Here is a 22,111-nt window from a genome sequence, read left to right on the forward strand (position 1 = left end):
CGGGGGAGGGGGCCCACCATGCTCATCGACACCTACGGCCGGGTCGCCACCGACCTGCGCGTCTCGCTCACCGACCGGTGCAACCTGCGCTGCACGTACTGCATGCCCGAGGAGGGCCTGCAGTGGCTGGCCAAGCCCGATCTCCTCAGCGACGACGAGATCGTCCGGCTCGTCCGCATCGCCGTCACCACGCTCGGCGTCACCGAGGTCCGCTTCACCGGTGGCGAACCGCTGCTGCGCCCCGGCCTCGTCTCCATCGTCCAGCGGTGCGCCGAGCTGGCCCCCCGGCCCAGGATGTCCCTCACCACCAACGGCATCGGGCTGAAGCGGACCGCCGCCGCCCTCAAGGCCGCCGGCCTCGACCGGGTCAACGTCTCGCTCGACACCCTGCGGCCCGAGGTGTTCAAGACCCTCACCCGCCGCGACCGCCACCACGACGTGCTGGCCGGCCTGGAAGCCGCCCGGGACGCCGGGCTCACCCCCGTCAAGGTCAACACCGTCCTGATGCCGGGGCTCAACGACGACGAGGCCCCCGACCTCCTCGCCTGGGCCGTCGAGCACGGTTACGAGCTCCGCTTCATCGAGCAGATGCCGCTGGACGCCCAGCACGGCTGGAAGCGCGACGGCATGATCACCGCGGGCGACATCCTCGCCTCCCTGCGCACCCGCTTCGACCTCACCCCCGAGGACGACGGCGAGCGCGGCTCCGCCCCCGCCGAGCGCTGGACCGTCGACGGCGGACCGCACCGGGTCGGCGTCATCGCCTCCGTCACCCGCCCCTTCTGCCGGGCCTGCGACCGCACCCGGCTCACCGCCGACGGACAGGTCCGCACCTGCCTGTTCGCCCGCGAGGAGACCGACCTGCGCGGGGCGCTGCGCTCGGAGGCGCCCGACGAGGAGATCGCCCGCATCTGGAAGCAGGCGATGTGGGGCAAGAAGGCCGGATCCGGCCTTGACGACCCGAGCTTCCTCCAGCCCGACCGCCCGATGTCCGCGATCGGCGGCTGACCCCGTCCCGTTACGGGGACGCGGGGCGCGACTCCCACTCCGCCAGCGTCACCACGTCCTTGAGGAAGCCCCGCACCCCGAGGAACGAGGACAGGTGCTCGCGGTGCTCCTCGCAGGCCAGCCACGTCTTGCGGCGCTCCGGTGTGTGCAGCTTCGGGTTGTTCCAGGCCAGCACCCAGACGGCGTCGGCCCGGCAGCCCTTGGCCGAACACACGGGGGCGGGATTCTCGGCGGATTCCGGGGAGTTCACGGACTCAACCCTAGAGGGTGCCGGACGCGCGCCCCGACGCGGGAATGGCGACGCCGGGCAGCCACGGGGGGAGCTGCCCGGCGTCGGTCCGTCGCTCCGACGGGGGATGCGGAGCGCCTACAAAGTATGTCACGCACACCCTGCCGCGGGGCACCGGAACTTCATGATTGATCTGAGCTTTTCTTGAGCTTGGCCCCGTCGGGGGCTCAGTCGTGCACCGGCCCATCCGAAGACCGGAAACCGCGTCCGGACTGCGGTGCGGGCGTCGCCGCACCGGCTTCGAGGGCCGGGTGCGACTGGGGCGGCAGGACGAACGTGGACGGCAGCGCGGGGCTGGTCTCGCGGCCCGCGTTGGCGAGGACGACGGCCACGTACGGCAGCAGCACCCCGAGACCGAGCGCCACGAACGCGATGTGCCGCTCCACGTTCCACAGGAGCGCGGCGGCCACCACCGACACCGTGCGCACGCTCATCGAGATCACATAGCGGCGCTGTCTGCCGCGCACGTCCTCGGCGAGCCCCTGCCGGGCCCCCGTGATCCGGAAGACCTCCGCACCACCCTGTTTGCGCACCACGTCCCCACCAACCTTCCCCGGACCCGGACCGGCCGCTCCTACGCTACGCCCGGCCTCCGCCACGTACGAGACCGGGGCGCGCCGTATGCGCACATACCACCCCTCGCCCGCACGGACCCGCACGACGTGCGGCGGGCCGCCGCAGCGCCGAGACTGGGCGGGACATGCGCGACACCGCGTCGCTCAAGGAGGCAGTATGGGCTGGTTGTGGGCAATCATCGTGGGCCTGGTGCTCGGACTGATCGCCAAGGCGATCCTGCCGGGCAAGCAGCAGATCCCGCTCTGGCTGACGGTCATCTTCGGCATGATCGGCAGCGTCCTCGGAAACGCTGTCGCCACGTGGATCGGGGTCAACGACACCAAGGGCATCGACTGGACGCGCCATGTGCTCCAGCTCATCGGCGCGGTGGTGGTGGTCGGTGTCGGCGACATGCTGTGGGCCTCGCTGCGGGGCAACAGACAGCGCACCTGAACCTTCCGGACCATCCCCGGAACGGACGGAGCGGCCGGGCACGCGTCATGCGTGCCCGGCCGCTCCGTCGCCGGTTCGGGTACGGCTCAGCCGGCCGTGACCTCGATCGCCGCCAGGTTCTTCTTGCCCCGGCGCAGCACCAGCCAGCGCCCGTGCAGCAGCTCCTCGCGGGCCGGGGCGGCCTCGCCGTCGACGGCCTTCACGTTGTTCACGTAGGCGCCGCCCTCCTTGACCGTGCGCCGCGCCCCCGACTTGCTCGGCGCCAGACCGGCCTCCACCAGCAGGTCCACCAACGGGCCCAGCTCGGTGACCCGGGCGTGCGGCACCTCGGACAGGGCGGCGCCCAGCGTCGCCTCGTCCAGCTCGCCCAGCTCACCCTGACCGAACAGGGCCTTCGACGCGGCGACGACCGCGGCGCACTGGTCCGCCCCGTGGACGAGCGTCGTCAGCTCCTCGGCCAGCGCGCGCTGCGCCGTCCGCGCCTGCGGGCGCTCCTCCGTGACCTTCTCCAGCTCCTCCAGCTCGGCCGGGGTCCGGAAGCTGAGGATGCGCATGTAGCGCGAGATGTCCCGGTCGTCCACGTTCAGCCAGAACTGGTAGAACGCGTACGGGGTCGTCATGCCGGCGTCGAGCCAGACGGCCCCGCCCTCCGACTTGCCGAACTTGGTGCCGTCCGCCTTCGTCATCAGCGGCGTCGCCAGCGCGTGCACCTCGGCGCCCGGCTCCAGGCGGTGGATCAGGTCCAGGCCGGCCGTGAGGTTGCCCCACTGGTCGCTGCCGCCCTGCTGGAGGGTGCAGCCGTAGCGGCGGTACAGCTCCAGGAAGTCCATGCTCTGGAGCAGCTGGTAGCTGAACTCCGTGTAACTGATGCCCTCGTCGGACTCCAGCCGGCGGGCGATGGACTCCTTGGCCAGCATCTTGTTGACCCGGAAGTGCTTGCCGATGTCCCGCAGGAACTCGATCGCGGACAGGCCCGCGGTCCAGTCCAGGTTGTTCACCATGACCGCGGCGTTCTCGCCCTCGAAGGACAGGAACGGCTCGATCTGCGCACGCAGCCGGGTCACCCACTGGGCGACCGTCTCCGGGTCGTTCAGCGTGCGCTCGGCGGTCGGCCGGGGGTCGCCGATCTGGCCGGTGGCCCCGCCCACCAGGGCGAGCGGCCGCAGCCCGGCCTGCTGGAGCCGGCGCATCGTGAGCACCTGCACCAGGTGGCCGACGTGCAGGCTGGCCGCGGTCGGGTCGTAGCCGCAATAGAACGTGACGGGACCGTCCGCGAGAGCCTTGCGCAATGCGTCCTCGTCGGTGGACTGGGCGAACAGCCCGCGCCACTTCAGCTCGTCGACGATGTCCGTCACGGTTCCTGTGCTCCTTACGGCAGTGAGTTGTACGAGTCAGTCTAGGCGGGTCAGACGCCCCGGCTGACCGAGCTCATGTTGAAGTCCGGGACACGCAGCGCGGGCATCGCGGCCCGGGTGAACCAGTCGCCCCACTCGCGCGGCAGCGTCTTCTCGGTGCGGCCCGCCTCGGTGGCCCGGGACAGCAGGTCGACGGGGGACTCGTTGAACCGGAAGTTGTTCACCTCGCCCACCACCTCGCCCTCCTCCACCAGGTAGACCCCGTCCCGGGTCAGCCCGGTCAGCAGCAGCGTGGCCGGGTCCACCTCGCGGATGTACCAGAGGCAGGTCAGCAGCAGCGCGCGGCCGGTCGTGGCGGCGACCATCTCCTCCAGCGACCGTTCGCCCCCGCCCTCCAGGAGGAGGTTGTCGACCGCCGGGGCGAGCGGGAGCCCGGTCAGGGCCGCGGTGTGCCGGGTCGTCGTCAGCTGCTCCAGGCGGCCGCCGGCGATCCAGTCGGTCCGGGCCAGCGGCAGCCCGTTGTCGAAGACCGAGGCACCGTCCCCGGAGGAGTGCGCGATGACGAAGGGCGCCGACTCCAGGCCCGGCGCGTGCGGGTCGCTGCGCAGGGTCAGGGGCAGCGGGGACAGCGTCTCGCCGAGCCGGGTACCGCCGCCCGGCTTGGAGAACACCGTCCGGCCCTCCGCCGCGTCCCGTGCCGTGGAGGACCAGAGCTGGTAGATCAGCAGATCCGCCACCGCGGTCGGCGGCAGCAGCGTCTCGTACCGCCCGGCGGGCAGCTCGATCCGGCGCTCCGCCCAGCCGAGCCGGCGCGCGAGCTCCGCGTCCATCTCGGCCGGGTCGACGTCCTTGAAGTCCCGCGTGGAGCGGCCCGCCCAGGCGGAACGGGTGCGGTCGGGCGACTTGGCGTTCAGCTCCAGCGTGCCGTTCGGCTGGTCGTGGCGCAGCCGCAGCCCCGTGGAGGTGCCCAGGTACGTGGAGGTCATCTGGTGGTGGGCAAAGCCGTACAGCTCGCGCCCCCCGGCCCGGGCCCGGGCGAAGGCGTCCCCGAGGGCCGGCGCGAACGCGGCGAACACATCGGAGTCCGTCTCGGCCGGCGCGTCCGTGAAGTCGGGCGACGCGGAGACGCCGGTGACCAGCGGCTGGGCGTCCTCCGCCGGTCCGGCGGCGCGGGCGGCGGCCTCGGCGGCCCGGACCAGCGGCTCCAGATCGTCCGCGGTGACGGCGGCCCGGGACACCACCCCGGAGGCGCTGCCCTCGGCGCCGTCGACGGTGGCGACGACGGTCAGGGTCCGGCCCCGGGTGACCCCGTTGGTGGTCAGCGCGTTGCCGGCCCAGCGCAGATTGGCCGACGACTCCTCGTCCGCGATGACCACACAGCCGTCGGCGGTGGACAGGTCGAGCGCCCGCTCGACGATCTCGTACGGCTTGCTGACGCGGCTCATCGCCCGGCCTCCTGCGTCGTGTTCAGAATGTTCACGCCCCGGAACAGGGCGGAGGGGCAGCCGTGGGAGACGGCGGCGACCTGGCCCGGCTGGGCCTTGCCGCAGTTGAAGGCGCCGCCCAGCACATACGTCTGCGGGCCGCCGACCTTCTCCATCGAGCCCCAGAAGTCCGTCGTCGTCGCCTGGTACGCGACATCGCGCAGCTGCCCGGCCAGCCGGCCGTTCTCGATCCGGAAGAACCGCTGCCCGGTGAACTGGAAGTTGTACCGCTGCATGTCGATGGACCACGACCGGTCCCCGACCACGTAGATCCCGCGCTCCACCCCGCCGATCAGGTCCTCCGTGGAGAGCCCGCCCGGATCCGGCCGCAACGACACATTCGCCATGCGCTGTACGGGGACATGGCCGGGGGAGTCCGCGTAGGCGCACCCGTTGGACCGGCCCAGGCCCGTGAGCTTCGCGATCCGGCGGTCCGTCTGGTAGCCCACCAGCGTCCCGTCCTTCACCAGGTCCCAGGACTGCGCCTCGACGCCCTCGTCGTCGTAGCCGATCGTCGCGAGCCCGTGCTCGGCGGTGCGGTCACCGGTCACGTTCATCACGGGCGAGCCGTACGCCAGCTTCCCCAGCTGGTCGAACGTGGCGAACGACGTTCCCGCGTAAGCCGCCTCGTAACCCAGCGCCCGGTCCAGCTCCGTGGCGTGGCCGATCGACTCGTGGATCGTCAGCCACAGGTTGGACGGGTCCACGACCAGGTCGTACGTCCCCGCCTCCACGCTCGGCGCCCGCATCTTCTCGGCCAGCAGGCCGGGGATGCGCTCCAGCTCGTCGGCCCAGTCCCAGCCGGTCCCGGTCAGGTACTCCCAGCCGCGCCCCACCGGCGGCGCGACGGTGCGCATCGAGTCGAACTCGCCGGTCGCGGAGTCCACCGCCACGGCCGTGAACTCCGGGTGCAGCCGGACCCGCTGCTGCGTGGTCACCGTGCCCGACGTGTCCGCGTAGAACTTGTTCTCGTGCACGGCCATCAGCGAGGCGTCCACATGCGCCACGCCCTCGGCCGCCAGCAGCCGCGCGCTCCACTCGGCGAGCAGTCCGGCCTTCTCCTCGGCGGGCACATCGAAGGGGTCGACCTCGTACGCCGAGACCCAGGTGCGCTCCCCGTGCGAGGGCTCGTCCGCCAGCTCCACCCTCTCGTCGGAGCCCGCCGCCGCGATCACCTTCGCCGACAGCTTGGCCATCGCGACGGCCTGCGAGGCCACCCGCGCCGCCGCGTCCATCGTCAGGTCGACGCCCGACGCGAACCCCCAGGCCCCGCCGTGCACGACGCGGACCGCGTAACCGAGGTCGGTGGTGTCGGAGCCCCCGGCGGGCCGGGCGTCCCGCAGCCGCCAGGTGGCACTGCGGACCCGCTCGAAGCGGAAGTCGGCATGCGCCGCCCCGAGCGCCCGCGCCCGGGCGAGCGCCGCGTCGGCGAGGGCCCGTAGCGGAAGCGCCGTGAAGGACGGATCGATCTCGTTGGCCATGTGCAGCCTCCCCATAGAGTCATGGCGCGGTCCGGGTGAGTGAATCATGCGCCGACAGGTGTGGTGCGGCTTTTCGGCGGTGGTGGGAACCGAAACACGGCGCCTCCGTCCTGGCGAGAGGCCCGGCGCCAAGGTCGGGCCGCCGGTCAGGCTCGCCGGGTGATCACACCGTACGAGCGGAGGCGGCCCTCGTACGCCCGGAAAGGCGGTCCCAACCCATGAGCAGCGCAGACGGGATGTCGCAGACGCCGGACCCCCGACTCGTACGTCTGGCCCGACAGTCTCGCGACTTCGGCTTCCTGCTGCCGCACCTTCCGCTGCTCGTCGCCTACGGAACCGCTGCCGAGAGCCATGTCTTCGGCGACCCGAACACCTCCCTGACCAAATCGCGCCAGTTCGCGGAGGCCATGGCGGCCGACCTGGTCAGCCGGGGGCGGGTCCGCGTGGAGGGCACCACCCAGTCCGACCGGCTGCGAGCCCTGGACCGGGATGGCTAGTTCCCGCGAACAGTTGCCGTTCGCGCCGCCCAGCCCCGACCGCAGAGAGCCGGAAGAATTCCGGATCGTCCGTCAGCCGGCGGTGCATCGCTGGCGCCAGCGGCTCGGAGTGGGGGTCTCCGTGCTTACCGCGGCAGGCTGACCTCGTGGACTCAGTTGGACAATGGCCTTGAGTCTCCAGTGACTGGAGACAGCAGAGTGGGGGCATGGACGTTACGACCCTCTACTCGATCGGGGAGCTTTCCCGGCGGACCGGCTTGTCTGTGAGGACCATCCGGTTCTATTCCGATTCGGGGGTGGTAGCGCCGACCACCCGTAGTCCCGCCGGCTATCGGCTCTACGACCTCGACGCACTGCTTCGTCTGGAACTCCTCCGCACATTGCGTGAGCTGGGCATGGACCTGCCCACGATTCGACGGGTACTGGACCGAGAACTCTCGGTGGCGGAAGTCGCCGCGACGCACGCCGACGCCATGGACGTCCAGATCCGGATACTGCAACTGCGTCGGAGTGTTCTGCGAGTCGTGGCCAGACGCGGGTCCAGTCCCGAGGAGACCAAGCTCATGCACAGGCTCACGCAGTTGTCCGGCGAGGAACGCCGACGTCTGATCGACGATTTCGTGGAGGGCACCTTCGGCGCAGTGGATGCCGACCCAGCCGAAGCGGCCATGGTTCGCGCTGCCACTCCCGACCTCCCCGATGATCCGACCGGCGACCAGGTCGCCGCGTGGGTGGAGCTCGCCGAGCTGGTCGGCGACGAGGATTTTCGTGCCCGCATGCGCCGGACGGCCGTACTCCAGGCCACCGGGCGCCCGCTCGATATCGAGCGCGACGCCGGCGAGGAACTGATGGAATTCACCCGCCAGAAGGTGACCGAGGCCCGGAAGTCGGGCATCGACCCGCTCAGCGACAGGGCCGCACCCGTCATCGACGACCTCGTGCACCGCTTCGCCGACGTGTTCGCGCGCACCCCTGACACGGAATTCCGGGATTGGATGGCGCAGCGATTCGAAGAGGCGCACGAGCCCAGGGTCGACCGGTACTGGAGGCTGGTCTGGATCGTCAACGGCTGGCAGGTAGTACCGAACATGATCCCGGTATACCCCTGGCTCATCCAGGCCCTGCGAAATGACCGCGCCGTATAGTCACCGCAGTGGACACCGCCCCGGATCCCTGGACGAGTCCAAGGGATCGTCTGCGGATATGAGACGAGGGCGTCCGACGTCGTGTGAGTGAGCCGCCCGGCAGGCTGGTGGAACCGCCACCGCTTGCGAGCGGCGGTTCCCCCGGTTCAACCGGTCAAAGCGCCTGGTGGAAGTACGGGCGCTCGGTGACAGTGGCCCAGCGGGGTGGATCTGCTCCGGACCCTGTCGAAGTGCGATGCTGGTTCCGGTCCAGTCGGCCCACGCGCCCGGCCTGGCGGACTGACGAGGCGGGCGGACTGTAGGAACCCGACAGTGCCCGGCCGAAGGCCCTGTCAGGGGCCGATTCCCCGCCGCGCGGACGGTACCGATAGGTTTCCGAGGTACCAGACCGCTAACGAAAGGGTGATCCGTTGAGCCGCTCGGTTCTCGTCACCGGAGGAAACCGGGGCATCGGCCTCGCCATCGCCCGCGCTTTCGCCGACAACGGCGACAAGGTCGCGATCACCTATCGTTCCGGCGAGCCGCCCGCCGAGCTCACCGAAGCCGGTGTTCTCGCGGTCCGTTGCGACATCACGGACCCCGAGCAGGTGGAGCAGGGCTACAAGGAGATCGAGGAGAAGCACGGCAACGTGGAGGTGCTGGTCGCCAACGCCGGTATCACCAAGGACCAGTTGCTGATGCGGATGTCCGAGGAGGACTTCACTTCCGTCCTCGACACCAACCTCACCGGCACCTTCCGGGTCGTCAAGCGCGCCAACCGCGGCATGCTGCGCGCCAAGAAGGGCCGCGTCGTCCTGATCTCCTCCGTCGTCGGCCTCCTCGGCTCGGCGGGCCAGGCCAACTACGCGGCCTCCAAGGCCGGTCTGGTCGGATTCGCCCGGTCCCTGGCGCGCGAGCTGGGCTCGCGGAACATCACTTTCAACGTCGTCGCGCCCGGCTTCGTCGACACCGACATGACGCAGGTGCTCACCGAGGAGCAGCGCAAGGGCATCGTGGCCCAGGTGCCGCTCGCGCGTTACGCGCAGCCCGAGGAGATCGCCGCCGCGGTGCGCTTCCTCGCCTCCGACGACGCGTCGTACATCACTGGAGCCGTCATCCCCGTTGACGGCGGATTGGGCATGGGTCACTGATCACCATGAGCGGAATTCTCGACGGCAAGCGCATCCTCATCACGGGTGTGCTGATGGAGTCGTCCATCGCGTTCCACGCCGCCAAGGTGGCGCAGGAGCAGGGCGCGGAGGTCATCCTGACCGCGTTCCCGCGGCCCACGCTGACCGAGCGCATCGCCAAGAAGCTCCCCAAGCCCGCCAAGGTCATCGAGCTGGACGTGACCAACCAGGAGCACCTGGACCGCCTCGCCGGCCTGGTCCGCGACGAGCTGGGCTCGCTGGACGGCGTGGTGCACTCCATCGGCTTCGCGCCGCAGGACGCGCTCGGCGGCAACTTCCTCAACACGCCGTTCGAGTCGGTCTCCACGGCGATGCACGTCTCGGCGTTCTCGCTGAAGTCGCTCGCCATGGCCTGCAAGCCGCTGATGAGCGAGGGCGGCTCGATCGTCGGACTCACCTTCGACGCCCAGTTCGCCTGGCCGCAGTACGACTGGATGGGCCCGGCCAAGGCCGCCCTGGAGGCCACCTCCCGCTACCTGGCCCGCGACCTGGGCCCGGACGGCATCCGCTGCAACCTGATCTCGGCCGGACCGCTCGGCTCCATGGCCGCCAAGTCCATCCCGGGCTTCGACGGGCTCGCCGACGTGTGGAACACCCGCGCGCCGCTGGCCTGGGACATGAAGGACCCGGAGCCGGCCGGCCGCGGCATCGTCGCGCTGCTCTCGGACTTCTTCCCGAGGACCACCGGCGAGATCATCCACGTCGACAGCGGCGTGCACATGATGGGCGCCTGACCCCAGGCCGTACGCTCCACCCGCGCACCGTCCCCGGACCCCGGAGGCGGTGCGCGGGCGTTTCCTCCCCCGGGTGCGCCCGGCGGCGCTCAGGTCGAAAAGCCGGACGATCCACCGCAGAATGTGGAGAAACCGGACTTCCGGTCAGGCGTGGGGAGGAGATCGCTGTGCGTCGCACACCCCACCGAACCCGTTCCCTGCTGGCCTCCGGCGCGGTCGTCGCCGCGCTGCTCGTCCCGGCCGGCCTGTACGCGGCCGGGCACGTCGGAGCCGCCGGCGCGGCCGCGCCGCCCGCGCTCAGCCCCGAACCCGCCGGCTCCGAGTGCCGTACGTCCATCGAGGGCTCCCGGGTCGTCGCCTACTGCCACAACCCGTACCCCTCGGCCGACCGCGTCCAGCTGCACACCGAGTGCGCCCGCTGGTGGGACGTGGACGCGGACGCCAAGCCGGTCACGGTCGCGCCGGGGCGCACGGTGCGCCTGGCCGACCGCTGCTGGAAGGAAGTCGCCTCCGCCTGGGTCACCCACAGCGCGGCGCCCAAGGCCTAGAGGCCAGGCCTAGACCCGGTCCGCCAGGCAGTTGAACGCGTGGCTCGCGGCCTCCGTCGCCGCCGTCGCCGCGTCGCCCGCCCGGATCGCCTCGACCAGGCGGCCGTGGTCCATGTGGTTCTCCGGTCGCAGCTCCTGGCCGACGTCGCCGCGCAGGTAGTCCCGCAGCAGGTCGCCCAGGTCCGCGTAGAGCCCCGTCAGCACGTCGTTGTGGGAAGCGGCCACCACGGCCAGGTGCAGCGTCGCGTCGGCGGCCACGAACGCCTCGGCGTCACCGGCCGCCCAGGTCTCCTCGCGCCGCCGCATCAGCGCGTCCAGCTGCTTCAGGTCCCGGTCGGTGCGCCGGACCGCCGCAAGGCGTGCCGCCGAGGACTCCAGGGTCGACCGGAGCTCCGCGATGTGGCGCGGGTCCGCCGAGGCGAACCGGCGGTGCATCACCCCGGCCAGCTCACTGGTGGCGGCCACATAGGTGCCCGAGCCCTGCCGGATGTCCAGCAGCCCGTTGTGCGCGAGCGCCCGGACCGCCTCACGGACCGTGTTACGGGCAACCCCCAGCTGCTCGACCAGCTCGGGTTCGGTCGGGATGCGGGAACCCACCGGCCACTCGCCCGTGGTGATCTGGTTCCTCAGCTGGGCAATCACCTGGTCGGCGAGTGCCGAACGCCTCGGGGACGTCAGCGCCATGGTGCTCCTCGGTCGCAACGGCTCATGGGCCCGATCTTCTCAGGGTCCGGTGGGCGGACGGAATGGACAATCAATCATCCCATGATTCTATGATGGCCCCATGCGTGACGAAGAGACGACTCCCCAGACCGCGACCGGGACCCTGAACCCCGCCGCCCCGGCAGCCACCCGCGCCGACACCGCAGCGCGGTCCGGCCCCGCGCCGTGGGCGCTGCGCCTGGTCGCCATCGGGCTCGTCCTCACCGCGCTCAACCTCCGCCCCGCCATCACCAGCCTCGGCGCCCTCCTCGAAGAGGTCCGGGACGGGCTGCACATGAGCGGCAGCGTCGCCGGGGTCCTCACCTCCGTGCCCCCGCTCTGCTTCGCGGTCTTCGGCGTCATGGCACCGCGCCTCGCCCGCCGCTTCGGCCCCGGTGCGGTGGTCTGCGCGGGCATGGTCGCCATCACGGCGGGCCTGGTGATCCGGCCCCTGGTCGGTGGCACCGCCGGCTTCCTCGCCGCCAGCGCCCTGGCCCTCATGGGCATCGCCGTCAGCAACGTCCTGATGCCGGTGATCGTCAAGCGCTGGTTCCCCGACCGCGTCGGCTCCATGACCGGGCTCTACTCCATGGCCCTGGCCCTCGGCACCTCGCTCGCCGCCGCCGTGACCGTGCCCCTGACCGACGCCATGGGCGGCAGCTGGAAGGCCGGCCTCGGCGTCTGGGCCGTCCTGGCCGCCGCCGCGATCCTGCCCTGGATCCCGCTCGTACGGGACCGGGCCACCGCCCACGAGCCGGTCTCCGCCGCCGCGCAGCCGCGGGCCCAGGATCTCCGGATCACCCGCAGCCGGACCGCCTGGGCCCTCGCCTGCTTCTTCGGCCTCCAGGCCACCGCCGCGTACATCACCATGGGCTGGATGCCGCAGATCTTCCGGGACGCCGGGGTCTCCGCCGGCACCGCGGGCGTCCTGCTCGCGGTCACCATGGCCATGGGCGTCCCGCTCGCCTTCGTCATCCCGCGCGTGGCCGCCCGGATGCGCACCCAGGGCCCGATCGTCGTCTTCCTCGGCGCCTGCGGCCTCACCGGCTACGCGGGCCTCTACCTGGCCCCCTCCGGCGGCGCCTGGGTCTGGGCGCTGCTCCTGGGCATCTCGAACTGCGCGTTCCCGCTCGCCCTCACGATGATCGGCATGCGGGCCCGCAGCGGCGCCGGAGTGGTCCGGCTGTCGGCGTTCGCCCAGTCCACCGGCTACCTGATCTCGATCCCCGGCCCGCTCCTGGTCGGCGTGCTCTACCAGCACAGCGGCGGCTGGGGCGTGCCGATCGCACTGATGGCCGCCCTGATGGTGCCGCAGATGGCCATGGGCATCCTGGCCGGCCGGGACCGGACGATCGAGGACGAATCCTGAGGTGCGAGACTGGGGCCATGTCACCTGTGCTCGATCCGAATCCCCAGAACGGTCAGAAGAAGCTGCTCCTCGTCTTCGGGGCCATGCTGCTGATCACGGTCGTCGTCGGCGTCATCGCCTCCATCGCCTCCCCGTGACGCCCCCGCCCCGGCCGGGGTGGGGCTAGCACCACCTCCCCCTAGGGGGCCAGGGTCAGGGTGAAGTGGGTGGATCACCGGATGGGAGGGGCGCCCCCGGCTCCGTAGGTTCTGAGTAACAGAACCGACCACCCACGGAGGCGGACATGCCGGCCCGTACGCACACCACCCGCCCGGAGCCGAGCGGCGTCGACGTACGGCTCCCGTGGTGGGCCGTCGTGCTGCCCGCCGTCGCCTTCGCCGCGCTCCTGCTGCTGGTCGCCGGGCCGGGCCAGGCGCAGGCCGCCACCGGCGGATCGGCGGCCGGCCAGTTGCTGCGGCACCTCGTGGAGCTGCTGACCCGCTGACCTCCGCGCCCGGGGGCACGAAGCCTCCAACCCCCTGCGCCAGCTGGCGCGTTTCATGCGAAGCTGAGGTGTATGAGCGCCGATACATCTCGCAGGATCGTCCTTCTCAGGCATGCCAAGGCGGAATGGTCGCAGGAGTCCGACCACGAGCGGCCGCTGGCCGAGCGCGGCCGCATGGAGGCCCCCACGGTGGGCCGCAAGCTGGCCGATTCCGGGATCGTCTTCGACCTGGCCCTCTGCTCGACCGCCGTCAGAACGCGTGAGACGTGGAAACTGGCCGTGCACGAGATGCCCGAGCGCCCGAGGACCGTGTACGAGGAGCGGCTCTACGAGGCATCGCTCGGCGAGCTGATCGCCCTGGTGAACGAGACCCCGGACGACATCGCCGACCTGCTGGTCATCGGCCACAACCCCGGCATGCACGCGCTCGCCGACGCCCTCTCCGGCAGCGGCGAGGGCGACGCGCTCGCCCGGATGTCGCGCGGCGGCTTCCCGACCGCCGCCTTCGCCGTGGTCGAGTTCACCGGCCCCTGGAAGACCGTCGAGCACGGCGTCGGCCGGCTCACCGAGTACTGGACCCCCAACGACTGACCCGCCGCCCGTACGGGAAGGGCCCCGGCACACACCGTGAGGTGCGCGCCGGGGCCCTTCCGCGTAGGAGCGGCGGTACCTACTCCACGAGGCCGTCGGCCGCCTCGACCTCCTCGCGGGTGACGCCGAGCAGATAGAGCACGGTGTCCAGGAACGGCACGTTCACCGCCGTGTGCGCGGCCTCGCGGACCACCGGCTTCGCGTTGAACGCGACCCCCAGCCCCGCCGTGTTCAGCATGTCCAAATCATTGGCCCCGTCACCGATCGCCACCGTCTGCGCCAGCGGCACCCCCGCCTCGGCGGCGAAGCTCCGCAGCAGCCGGGCCTTGCCCGCCCGGTCCACGATGTCCCCGGTCACCCGGCCCGTGAGCTTCCCGTCCACGACCTCCAGCGTGTTGGCGGAGGCGAAGTCGAGCCCCAGGCGCTCCTTCAGATCGTCGGTCACCTGCGTGAAACCGCCCGAGACCACGCCGACTTGGTAGCCGAGCCGCTTCAGCGTGCGGATCAGCGTCCGGGCCCCCGGCGTCAGCCGTACCTCGGAGCGGACCTTGTCCACCACGGACACGTCTAGCCCCGCGAGCAGCGCCACCCGGGCGTGCAGCGACTGCTCGAAGTCCAGCTCGCCCCGCATCGCCCGCTCGGTCACCTCGGCGACCTCGGCCTCGCAGCCCGCATGCGCCGCGAACAGCTCGATGACCTCGTCCTGGATCAGCGTCGAGTCGACGTCCATCACGACGAGCCGCTGCGCCCGGCGGCTCAGCCCCGCCGAGACGACCGCCACGTCCACGCCGATGCCCGCGGCCTCCGGCGCCAGCGCGGTGCGCAGTTCCTCGGTCCCCGTACCGGACACCGCGAACTCGACGGCCGTCACGGGGTACTTGGCCAGCCGGAAGATGCGGTCGATGTTCCCGCCGGTCGAGGTGATCCTGGCCGCTATGGCCGCCGTGGACTCCGCGGTCAGCGGGTGACCCAGCACCGTGACATGGGAACGGCCGACGCCGCGCGGCCGGTTGTCGCCGGTGCCGGAGATGATCTCGGCCTGGAGCTTCAGCGACTCCGCCCAGCTGTGCACGGTGGCCCGCAGCTCGCCCTCGGTGGTCCCGCCCGCGGTGGGGGCGGTGACCAGCGCGCACAGGACGATGCGGCCCCGGGTGACGACCTGCTCGATGTCGACCACGTCGACCGAGTAGGCGGCGAGGGTGTCGAACAGACCCGCGGTGATCCCGGGGCGGTCCTTCCCGAAGATCTTCACGAGAAGGGTCGGTACGTCCGGACCCTGCCGGGACGCGGCGGGCTCGGGAGACAGGGCGGGCTCAGGAGGCCGGGATACGCTCATGGTGCTCCCACCGTATCGGTCCGCACGCCGCCGCAGGCAGCCCGTCCCGAGTGCCGGACATCCCCGTCGCGCCTACCCGGTCCGTCCCCTTTCGCCTGGCCGCGCAGGTCTCGGTGAGGTCACCCTCGGCCGCCCGGCTTTCGTATCCGGGACTGGTCCTGGAATAGTTCCCCACGATGTTCAGCATCCCTAGACTCCCTGCGACGGGGGTAACACGGGGGACAACTAGTGGGGCGCGGAGTGCCGGAACTCGTACTGGAATTGAATGGCAGGACCTGGACGCTCGATCCGTCCAGGGCATACACCCTGGGGCGTGATCCGCAGGGGGACATGACGATCGACGACGCCAGAGTGTCGTGGCGGCACGCCACGATCAGCTGGAACGGGCGCAGTTGGTTCATCGAGGACCACGGCAGCACCAACGGCACGTACGTGCACGGCCAGCGGATCCACCAGATGGAGATCGCGGCCGGCTCCACCGTGAACCTGGGCAACGCCACCGACGGACCCCGCCTCAGCCTGAGCGCCGCGGACGTCTACAGCGGCCGGGCCGCCGGCCCCGCGCAGCCGCAGCAGACTCCGCCGCACCAGCCCCAGCAGGGCGGACCGGGCTGGCAGCAGCCGGCACCCCAGCAGCCCGTCCCGCCGCAGCAGCAGGGCTGGCAGCAGCCGGCGCCGCAGCAGCCGCATGTGCCGCAGCAGGGCGGGGCCCCGGCACCGCCCGGCCCCGGCACCGGCCCGGCGGGAGCGGCGCCGGTCTACGGGGACCGCAGCCCGACCACGTTCCACCAGCTGGCGCTCGGCCGGGTGATGCGGATCGGCCGTGCCCTGGAGAACGACCTCGTCGTTTCCGACCTCCAGGTCTCCCGGCACCACGCCGAGTTCCACGCGACGCCCGACGGCCGCTTCGAGATCCGCGACCTCGGCTCGCACAACGGCACGTACGTCAACGGCCAGCCGCTCTCCAAGTCCGGCTCGGCGCTCATCGGCCCGAACGACACCGTCGGCGTCGGTCACTCGACGTTCCGGCTCGTCGGCGACCGGCTGGAAGAGTTCGTCGACACCGGCGAGGTCTCCTTCGCGGCCCGCCACCTCACGGTCACGGTCGACGGCGGCAAGCAGATCCTCAAGGACGTCTCGTTCGGCGTCCCCGAGAAGTCGCTCATCGGCGTCATCGGCCCGTCCGGCTCCGGAAAGTCCACCCTGCTCAAGGCGCTCACCGGCTACCGGCCCGCCAACCAGGGCGACGTCCTCTACGACAACCGGAACCTGTACAAGCAGTTCGCCGAGCTCCGCCAGCGCATCGGCCTGGTCCCGCAGGACGACATCCTGCACAAGGAACTGACCGTCACCCGCGCCCTGAAGTACGCGGCCAAGCTCCGCTTCCCCGCGGACACCACCGAGGCCGAACGCCAGGCCCGGATACACGAGGTCCTGAGCGAGCTCAAGCTCGACGTCCACAAGGACAAGAAGGTCACCTCGCTCTCCGGCGGCCAGCGCAAGCGCGTCTCCGTGGCGCTGGAACTGCTCACCAAGCCGTCGCTGATCTTCCTGGACGAGCCGACCTCCGGCCTCGACCCGGGCATGGACCGCGACGTGATGCAGCTGCTGCGCGGACTGGCCGACGACGGCCGTACCGTCCTGGTCGTCACGCATTCGGTGGCCGAGCTGGCCATCTGCGACAAGCTCCTGGTGATGGCGCCGGGCGGCGCCGTGGCCTACTTCGGCCCGCCGGACGAGGCGCTGAACTTCTTCGGCTACACCACCTGGGCCGACGTCTTCTCCGCGTTCGAGAACTACCGGGACTACGACTGGGCGGGCCGCTGGCGCGGTTCGCAGCACTACCAGATGTACGCCGCCGACATCGACGCCGCCGCCGTCCAGTCCGTACACATGCCGCCGCCGCAGCAGATGCGCCCGCCGAAGCCGCAGGGCTGGGGCACGCAGCTGTGGACGCTGATGCGCCGCTACCTCTCGGTGATCGGCTCCGACAAGGGCTTCATGGGTCTGATGGTGATCCTGCCCGCGGTGCTCGGCATCGTCAGCGTGGTCATCCCGTCGGACTACGGCCTCGCCCCGCCGAAGCCGCCGCACAAGTTCAACGGCGACGCCGGAACGATCATGCTGATCCTGACGATCGGCATGTGCTTCTCCGGTGCGGCCAACTCCGTACGCGAACTGATCAAGGAACGCGTCATCTACGAACGGGAACGGGCCACCGGCCTGTCCCGCTCGGCGTACCTGATGTCCAAGGTGATCGTCCTCGGCCTGATCACGGCCCTCCAGGGCGTCATCATCTGCGGCATCGGCTTCGCCACCCGCGATCTGCCCGAAGAGGGCCTGATCATGCCGCCGGCCGTCGAGCTGTGCCTGACGGTCATCGCGCTCGGCTTCACCTCGATGATGTTCGGCCTGGTCATCTCCTCGCTGGTGAAGACCGCCGAGAAGACCATGCCGTTGCTGGTCATGTTCGCGATCATCCAGGTCGTCTTCACCGGCATCCTCTTCCAGGTGTACGGATCACCCGGCCTGGAGCAGTTCGCCTGGCTGATGCCGTCCCGCTGGGCCATCGCCGGCGCCGGCTCGACGCTGGATCTGGCCCACCTCATGCCGCCGTGGGACACGAACAACCCCACCGACCTGGACCCGCTCTGGGAGCACTCGGTGAGCCAGTGGGCGACCAACATCTCGGTCCTGCTGTTCATCGGCGTGGTGTGCGGCTTCGCGGTCGCGCGGCTGCTGCGCCGCCACGAGCCCGAGGTCATGCGCAAGTAACCGGCCCGGACACGCGCCGAAGGGCGGCACCCACACGGGGTGCCGCCCTTCGGCGTCTGTCGTCGGCGCTACGGATCGCGGCGGATCAGTACGCGCTGTTGACGTTGTCGATCGAGCCGTACTTGTCGGCGGCGTAGTTGGCCGACGCGGTGATGTTGGCGACCGGGTCGTACTGCGTGTGCGGGGTGCCGGACACGTGGTAGTAGTCGAAGGTCGGCTTGATGATCTGGAGCAGACCGATCGACGGCACGCCGTTCTGGGCGTTGATGTCCCAGTCGTTGATGGCGTTCGGGTTGCCGCTGGACTCACGGATGATGTTGCGGTGCAGGCCCTCGTACGTGCCCGGGATGCCCTTCTTGTGCATGATGTCGAGGGACTCCCGGATCCAGCCGTCCAGGTTGTTGGCGTACATGTGCGTACGCGCGGAGGAGCGGTTGGCGCGCGACTCGGACTTGTGGGACTTGTGGGACTTGTGGGACTTGTGCGCCTTGGCCTTGGTGTGCGCCTTGGCCTTCGCCTTCTTCTTCAGCTCGGCCTTCTCGGCCTTCGCCTCGGCCTTCTCCTTCACCGCGGCGGCCTTCTTGGCCTTGGCGGCGTCGGCGGCCTTGACCAGCTTCTCGGCGGTCGAGTGCTGCTGGATGACGCTGTCCTGGATCGCCCGGGCCTGCTTGGAGCTCGCGGAGTCGAAGATGACCGGGGCGCCGGAGACAGCCTGCGGTTCGGTCTCGGCCTCGGCGTGACCGGGCACCAGGGACAAGGAGATTGCAGCGGCGGCGACGGCGGAGACGCCGGCGGCGGAGAGCTTCTGGGTCTTGTTCAGGTTGCGGAGACGGCCGGTGAAGCGGGACGCGGACATACAGGCTTACCTCTTCGAATTCGGGGGGTCCTCACGGAGGACGAAGACGGGAGCGACTACGCATCTCCGTCGGGGACGAGCTCAATTCTTAGCGGCGGCAAAATGCCGTGGCAAAGGTGTGACGTACGAAGCCGGGTAGTGGAATGGAGGGCGGTTTGCCCGGTTCGCCCCCAGGCCATCACCGCCCAAATCGCCCTTTTCGCTCCACTAGGCGCCTTCGTAAGTGACGTGGACCCTATGCGCGGCCTCACATCGGACGACGAGCTGCCTCACCTTGTGTTGCTGAAGCAATGCGGAATGCGACGTTCTGAGAAGGTGTTCGGGGCCGTCCGGGACTCACACGCGGGCCACCCGCCGCAGGTCCTAGTCCCTCCGGCCCGGTCCCCGGCCGCCTCCGGTCCGATACGGGGCGCGGAACCCGCCGGTACGGTGAGGCGCATGAGCCACCGACCGCCCTCCGGACTCGCCGCCGTCAGCGCCGCGCTGCTCGCCATGAGCCGCCACCTGGAGGTACGGGACGTCCTGAAGACGATCGTCGCCTCGGCCCGCGAACTCCTGGACGCCGAGTACGCCGCCCTCGGGGTCCCCGACGACCACGGCGGCTTCGCCCAGTTCGTGGTGGACGGCGTCAGCGACGAACAGTGGAAGGCCATCGGCCCGCTGCCCCGGCAGCACGGCATCCTCGCCGCGATGCTCCACGGCGCGAAGACCGAGCGCCTCGCCGACGTCCGCAAGGACCCCCGCTTCGAGGGCTGGCCCAGCGCCCACCCCGACATGTCCGACTTCCTCGGCCTGCCCATCCAGGACGGCGACGAGACCATCGGCGCGCTCTTCCTCGCCAACAAGAGGTGCCCCAAGCCCGAGGGCGTCTGCGGATTCACCGCCGAGGACGAGGAACTGCTCTCGATCCTCGCCCAGCACGCGGCCATCGCCCTCACCAACGCCCGCCTCTACGAACGCAGCCGCGAGCTCACCATCGCCGAGGAGCGCTCCCGCCTCGCCCACGAGCTGCACGACGCGGTCAGCCAGAAGCTCTTCTCGCTCCGGCTCACCGCCCAGGCCGCCACCGCCCTGGTCGACCGCGACCCGGCCCGCGCCAAGGGCGAGCTCCAGCAGGTCGCCGCCCTCGCCGCCGAGGCCGTGGACGAACTGCGCGCCGCCGTCGTGGAGCTGCGCCCGGCCGCCCTGGACGAGGACGGCCTCGTCGCCACCCTCCGCACCCAGGTGCAGGTGCTCGACCGGGCCCACACCGCCCGGGTCACCTTCGCCGGCGCCGGTGTCCGGGCCCTGCCCGCGGCCCAGGAGGAAGCGCTGCTCCGGGTCACCCAGGAGGCCCTGCACAACGCCCTCCGCCACGCCGACGCGGACCACGTCGACGTCACCCTCGCCCGCCGCGACGGCGCCACCGTGCTGCGGATCACCGACGACGGCCGGGGCTTCGAACCCGCCGCCACCCGCCGGGCCGGGCGCCACCTGGGCCTGGTCTCGATGCGGGACCGCGCGAGCGGTGTCGGCGGCCGCCTCACCGTTGAGTCCGAGCCCGGCAAGGGCACCACGATCGAGATGGAGATCCCCGGTGGCTGACAGGATCATCAGGGTGCTGCTCGTCGACGACCACCAGGTCGTCCGCCGCGGCCTGCGCACGTTCCTGGAGATCCAGGACGACATCGAGGTGGTCGGCGAGGCGGCCGACGGCGCCGAGGGCGTGGCCAGGACGGAGGAGCTGCGGCCCGACGTCGTACTGATGGACATCAAGATGCCCGGCACCGACGGCATCGAGGCGCTGCGTCGCCTCCGTGAGCTGGAGAACCCGGCCAAGGTGCTGATCGTCACCAGCTTCACCGAGCAGCGCACGGTCGTCCCCGCCCTGCGCGCGGGCGCCTCCGGCTACGTATACAAGGACGTCGACCCCGACGCGCTGGCCGGAGCCATCCGCTCCGTGCACGCCGGACACGTCCTGCTCCAGCCCGAGGTGGCCGGGGCGCTGCTGGCCCAGGACGAGCCGGGCGCGGGCACCGGCCGGGGGAGCACCCTCACCGAACGCGAGCGGGAAGTGCTCGGCCTGATCGCGGACGGCCGGTCCAACCGCGAGATCGCGCGGGCCCTGGTCCTGTCCGAGAAGACGGTCAAGACCCACGTCTCGAACATCCTCATGAAGCTCGACCTGGCCGACCGCACCCAGGCGGCGCTCTGGGCGGTCCGCCACGGAGCCGCGGGCTGAGCGGGAGGCCCCACCCGGGCCGTGCGGCTCCCGCTACCGCACAGGCCGCGCCCGCGCCGGGCGCCGGCGCCCGCGTGATCCGGGCGCTTGCCCGCTGCCGCGCCCGAACCGGGCCATCGCGTGACCCGGGGCGCTCGGGCCCCTACCGCGCCCGCTCCTCCACATACGCGTTGTACGCCGCCACCTGCGCCCGCCGCGCCACCCGCTCCACCGGCCGCAGCGCCTCGCCCCGTGCCGCCATCTCCGACGCGCTCACCGCGCCGCCGTGCCCGTTCTCGTACGCCACCGAGATCAGCAGCCCGACCCGCTGGGCCAGCTCCAGCACCCGCACCGCCCTCGGCGGATAGCCCGGGGCCAGCACCTCGCGCCCCCGCTCCGCCCGCGCCCGGTACGCGTCCACCGCCGCCTCGGCCACCGGCCCCGAGCCGGCCACGTCGAGCCGGGACAGCACCGCCGTCGCGTCCCGCAGCGCCTCGGCCAGCTCCCGTTCCGCCTCGCCCAGCGAGGGCACATCGGCCGGCGGAGCCTCCCGTACGGCCAGGCAGTGCCACACCACGTCCACGTGCACATCGCCGGCCGGGCCCGCCTCGCGCACCTCGGGAACCAGCCCGTACGGCGCCCCGAACGTGACGACGGCCTCCTCCGCCTCCAGCGCCCGGGCGTTGAAATCGGCCGGACCGCTCAGTCCCAGCGGATGCCCCGGCACCGGCAGCGCGACCCGGAAGCCGCTCACCCCCAGCGACCGCAGCCGCCCCAGGGCGAACGTCAGCCCGACCGGACCGGCCTCACCCGGCAGCCCCTCGACGCGGTGCACCGCGTCCTCCCCGACGATGGCGAGCGCCGCGTCGTCCGGCGACACGAGCCCCGCCAGCAACGCGTTCCCCCAGGCTGCCAGCAGCCCTGAACGTGGTTCCGAAAGCATGCGGACAGCCTAGGGGGTGTGCGCACGACCACGGCCGGGTCCATGAGGGCGGGCCCAGCGCCGCCGGTACTCGCGCGGTGGCGTAGGTTTTCCCTGGGAGCTGTGCCCACAGGCACGCGACGATCTCGACACTGCAT

The 22,111-nt window shown here is 71.3% G+C and carries 23 protein-coding genes; 14 read left to right on the top strand and 9 right to left on the bottom strand.

The window, feature by feature from the left end; translation table 11 throughout:
- Positions 1–18: 18 nt before the first annotated feature.
- The gene (moaA, locus tag ABZ565_RS25030) at positions 19–1,008 is read left to right on the top strand and encodes a GTP 3',8-cyclase MoaA (RefSeq protein ID WP_361030973.1); all 990 of its coding nucleotides are present in this window, start codon (positions 19–21) and stop codon (positions 1,006–1,008) included.
- Positions 1,009–1,018: 10 nt separating this feature from the next.
- Here moaA and ABZ565_RS25035 read toward each other — a convergent pair whose 3' ends face one another.
- The gene (locus tag ABZ565_RS25035) at positions 1,019–1,258 is read right to left on the bottom strand and encodes a hypothetical protein (protein ID WP_361030976.1); all 240 of its coding nucleotides are present in this window, start codon (positions 1,256–1,258) and stop codon (positions 1,019–1,021) included.
- 206 nt (positions 1,259–1,464) lie between these two features.
- Positions 1,465–1,833: a DUF3099 domain-containing protein gene (locus tag ABZ565_RS25040; RefSeq protein ID WP_361030979.1), complete on the bottom strand. Its 369-nt coding sequence runs from the start codon at positions 1,831–1,833 to the stop codon at positions 1,465–1,467.
- Positions 1,834–2,029: 196 nt separating this feature from the next.
- Here ABZ565_RS25040 and ABZ565_RS25045 point away from each other — a divergent pair, with 196 nt between their 5' ends.
- Positions 2,030–2,305: a GlsB/YeaQ/YmgE family stress response membrane protein gene (locus ABZ565_RS25045; protein WP_073968422.1), complete on the top strand. Its 276-nt coding sequence runs from the start codon at positions 2,030–2,032 to the stop codon at positions 2,303–2,305.
- 86 nt (positions 2,306–2,391) lie between these two features.
- On the opposite strand, the gene tyrS is transcribed toward ABZ565_RS25045, so the two are convergent.
- From tyrS to ABZ565_RS25060, 3 genes are read right to left on the bottom strand one after another with little or no spacing between them, the layout of a single operon-like run.
- On the bottom strand, positions 2,392–3,660 hold the full coding sequence (gene tyrS / locus ABZ565_RS25050; RefSeq protein ID WP_361030982.1) for a tyrosine--tRNA ligase: 1,269 nt from the start codon (positions 3,658–3,660) through the stop codon (positions 2,392–2,394).
- Positions 3,661–3,710: 50 nt separating this feature from the next.
- Positions 3,711–5,105: a metallopeptidase TldD-related protein gene (locus ABZ565_RS25055; protein ID WP_361030985.1), complete on the bottom strand. Its 1,395-nt coding sequence runs from the start codon at positions 5,103–5,105 to the stop codon at positions 3,711–3,713.
- A complete protein-coding gene (locus ABZ565_RS25060) occupies positions 5,102–6,625 on the bottom strand; it encodes a TldD/PmbA family protein (protein ID WP_361030988.1) in 1,524 nt (507 codons plus the stop codon). Before ABZ565_RS25060 ends, ABZ565_RS25055 begins: the two co-directional genes overlap by 4 nt.
- Before the next feature lie 218 nt (positions 6,626–6,843).
- On the opposite strand from ABZ565_RS25060, the gene ABZ565_RS25065 reads away from it, so the two are divergent.
- The 5 genes from ABZ565_RS25065 to ABZ565_RS25085 all read left to right on the top strand — a co-directional run bounded on the left by ABZ565_RS25065 (position 6,844) and on the right by ABZ565_RS25085 (position 10,718).
- Positions 6,844–7,122 (top strand): hypothetical protein, encoded by a 279-nt coding sequence (locus ABZ565_RS25065; protein WP_361030991.1) that lies wholly within the window; start codon positions 6,844–6,846, stop codon positions 7,120–7,122.
- Positions 7,123–7,328: 206 nt separating this feature from the next.
- Positions 7,329–8,267: a MerR family transcriptional regulator gene (locus tag ABZ565_RS25070; protein ID WP_361030994.1), complete on the top strand. Its 939-nt coding sequence runs from the start codon at positions 7,329–7,331 to the stop codon at positions 8,265–8,267.
- A 410-nt stretch (positions 8,268–8,677) separates the two neighbouring features.
- Positions 8,678–9,397 (top strand): 3-oxoacyl-[acyl-carrier-protein] reductase, encoded by a 720-nt coding sequence (gene fabG / locus ABZ565_RS25075; protein ID WP_018104724.1) that lies wholly within the window; start codon positions 8,678–8,680, stop codon positions 9,395–9,397.
- A 5-nt stretch (positions 9,398–9,402) separates the two neighbouring features.
- On the top strand, positions 9,403–10,170 hold the full coding sequence (gene fabI, locus ABZ565_RS25080) for an enoyl-ACP reductase FabI (protein WP_073864775.1): 768 nt from the start codon (positions 9,403–9,405) through the stop codon (positions 10,168–10,170).
- Between the two features lie 167 nt (positions 10,171–10,337).
- Entirely contained in the window at positions 10,338–10,718 is a 381-nt protein-coding gene (locus tag ABZ565_RS25085) for a hypothetical protein (protein ID WP_361030997.1), read from the top strand.
- A 9-nt stretch (positions 10,719–10,727) separates the two neighbouring features.
- Here ABZ565_RS25085 and ABZ565_RS25090 read toward each other — a convergent pair whose 3' ends face one another.
- Complete coding sequence (locus ABZ565_RS25090) at positions 10,728–11,402, bottom strand: FadR/GntR family transcriptional regulator (RefSeq protein WP_361031000.1); 675 nt, start codon at positions 11,400–11,402, stop codon at positions 10,728–10,730.
- A 100-nt stretch (positions 11,403–11,502) separates the two neighbouring features.
- Here ABZ565_RS25090 and ABZ565_RS25095 point away from each other — a divergent pair, with 100 nt between their 5' ends.
- The 4 genes from ABZ565_RS25095 to ABZ565_RS25110 all read left to right on the top strand — a co-directional run bounded on the left by ABZ565_RS25095 (position 11,503) and on the right by ABZ565_RS25110 (position 13,864).
- Positions 11,503–12,789, top strand: a complete 1,287-nt coding sequence (locus tag ABZ565_RS25095) for a CynX/NimT family MFS transporter (RefSeq protein ID WP_361031003.1) — start codon at positions 11,503–11,505, stop codon at positions 12,787–12,789.
- A 26-nt stretch (positions 12,790–12,815) separates the two neighbouring features.
- Positions 12,816–12,926 carry an SGM_5486 family transporter-associated protein gene (locus tag ABZ565_RS25100; RefSeq protein ID WP_018553371.1) on the top strand — a complete coding sequence of 37 codons (111 nt, stop codon included), beginning with the start codon at positions 12,816–12,818 and terminating at the stop codon, positions 12,924–12,926.
- A 146-nt stretch (positions 12,927–13,072) separates the two neighbouring features.
- The gene (locus ABZ565_RS25105) at positions 13,073–13,273 is read left to right on the top strand and encodes a hypothetical protein (RefSeq protein ID WP_361031006.1); all 201 of its coding nucleotides are present in this window, start codon (positions 13,073–13,075) and stop codon (positions 13,271–13,273) included.
- Positions 13,274–13,345: 72 nt separating this feature from the next.
- Entirely contained in the window at positions 13,346–13,864 is a 519-nt protein-coding gene (locus ABZ565_RS25110; protein WP_361031009.1) for a histidine phosphatase family protein, read from the top strand.
- 79 nt (positions 13,865–13,943) lie between these two features.
- On the opposite strand, the gene serB is transcribed toward ABZ565_RS25110, so the two are convergent.
- Complete coding sequence (serB, locus tag ABZ565_RS25115; RefSeq protein ID WP_361031012.1) at positions 13,944–15,200, bottom strand: phosphoserine phosphatase SerB; 1,257 nt, start codon at positions 15,198–15,200, stop codon at positions 13,944–13,946.
- Positions 15,201–15,428: 228 nt separating this feature from the next.
- Here serB and ABZ565_RS25120 point away from each other — a divergent pair, with 228 nt between their 5' ends.
- Positions 15,429–17,975 carry an FHA domain-containing protein gene (locus tag ABZ565_RS25120; protein ID WP_361031015.1) on the top strand — a complete coding sequence of 849 codons (2,547 nt, stop codon included), beginning with the start codon at positions 15,429–15,431 and terminating at the stop codon, positions 17,973–17,975.
- Positions 17,976–18,060: 85 nt separating this feature from the next.
- Here ABZ565_RS25120 and ABZ565_RS25125 read toward each other — a convergent pair whose 3' ends face one another.
- Positions 18,061–18,831: a transglycosylase SLT domain-containing protein gene (locus ABZ565_RS25125; protein ID WP_361031018.1), complete on the bottom strand. Its 771-nt coding sequence runs from the start codon at positions 18,829–18,831 to the stop codon at positions 18,061–18,063.
- Between the two features lie 438 nt (positions 18,832–19,269).
- On the opposite strand from ABZ565_RS25125, the gene ABZ565_RS25130 reads away from it, so the two are divergent.
- Together ABZ565_RS25130 and ABZ565_RS25135 are read left to right on the top strand one after the other, a co-directional pair.
- Positions 19,270–20,415, top strand: coding sequence for a GAF domain-containing sensor histidine kinase (locus tag ABZ565_RS25130; protein WP_361031021.1), 1,146 nt, complete (start codon positions 19,270–19,272; stop codon positions 20,413–20,415).
- Entirely contained in the window at positions 20,408–21,052 is a 645-nt protein-coding gene (locus ABZ565_RS25135; protein WP_018104736.1) for a response regulator transcription factor, read from the top strand. Before ABZ565_RS25130 ends, ABZ565_RS25135 begins: the two co-directional genes overlap by 8 nt.
- 142 nt (positions 21,053–21,194) lie before the next feature.
- Here the strand turns inward: ABZ565_RS25135 and ABZ565_RS25140 are convergent, their stop codons facing one another.
- Positions 21,195–21,974 carry a hypothetical protein gene (locus ABZ565_RS25140; protein WP_361031025.1) on the bottom strand — a complete coding sequence of 260 codons (780 nt, stop codon included), beginning with the start codon at positions 21,972–21,974 and terminating at the stop codon, positions 21,195–21,197.
- Positions 21,975–22,111: the final 137 nt, after the last annotated feature.

The organism is Streptomyces sp. NPDC016469, from assembly GCF_040632905.1.
Classification (GTDB): Bacteria; Actinomycetota; Actinomycetes; order Streptomycetales; family Streptomycetaceae; genus Streptomyces.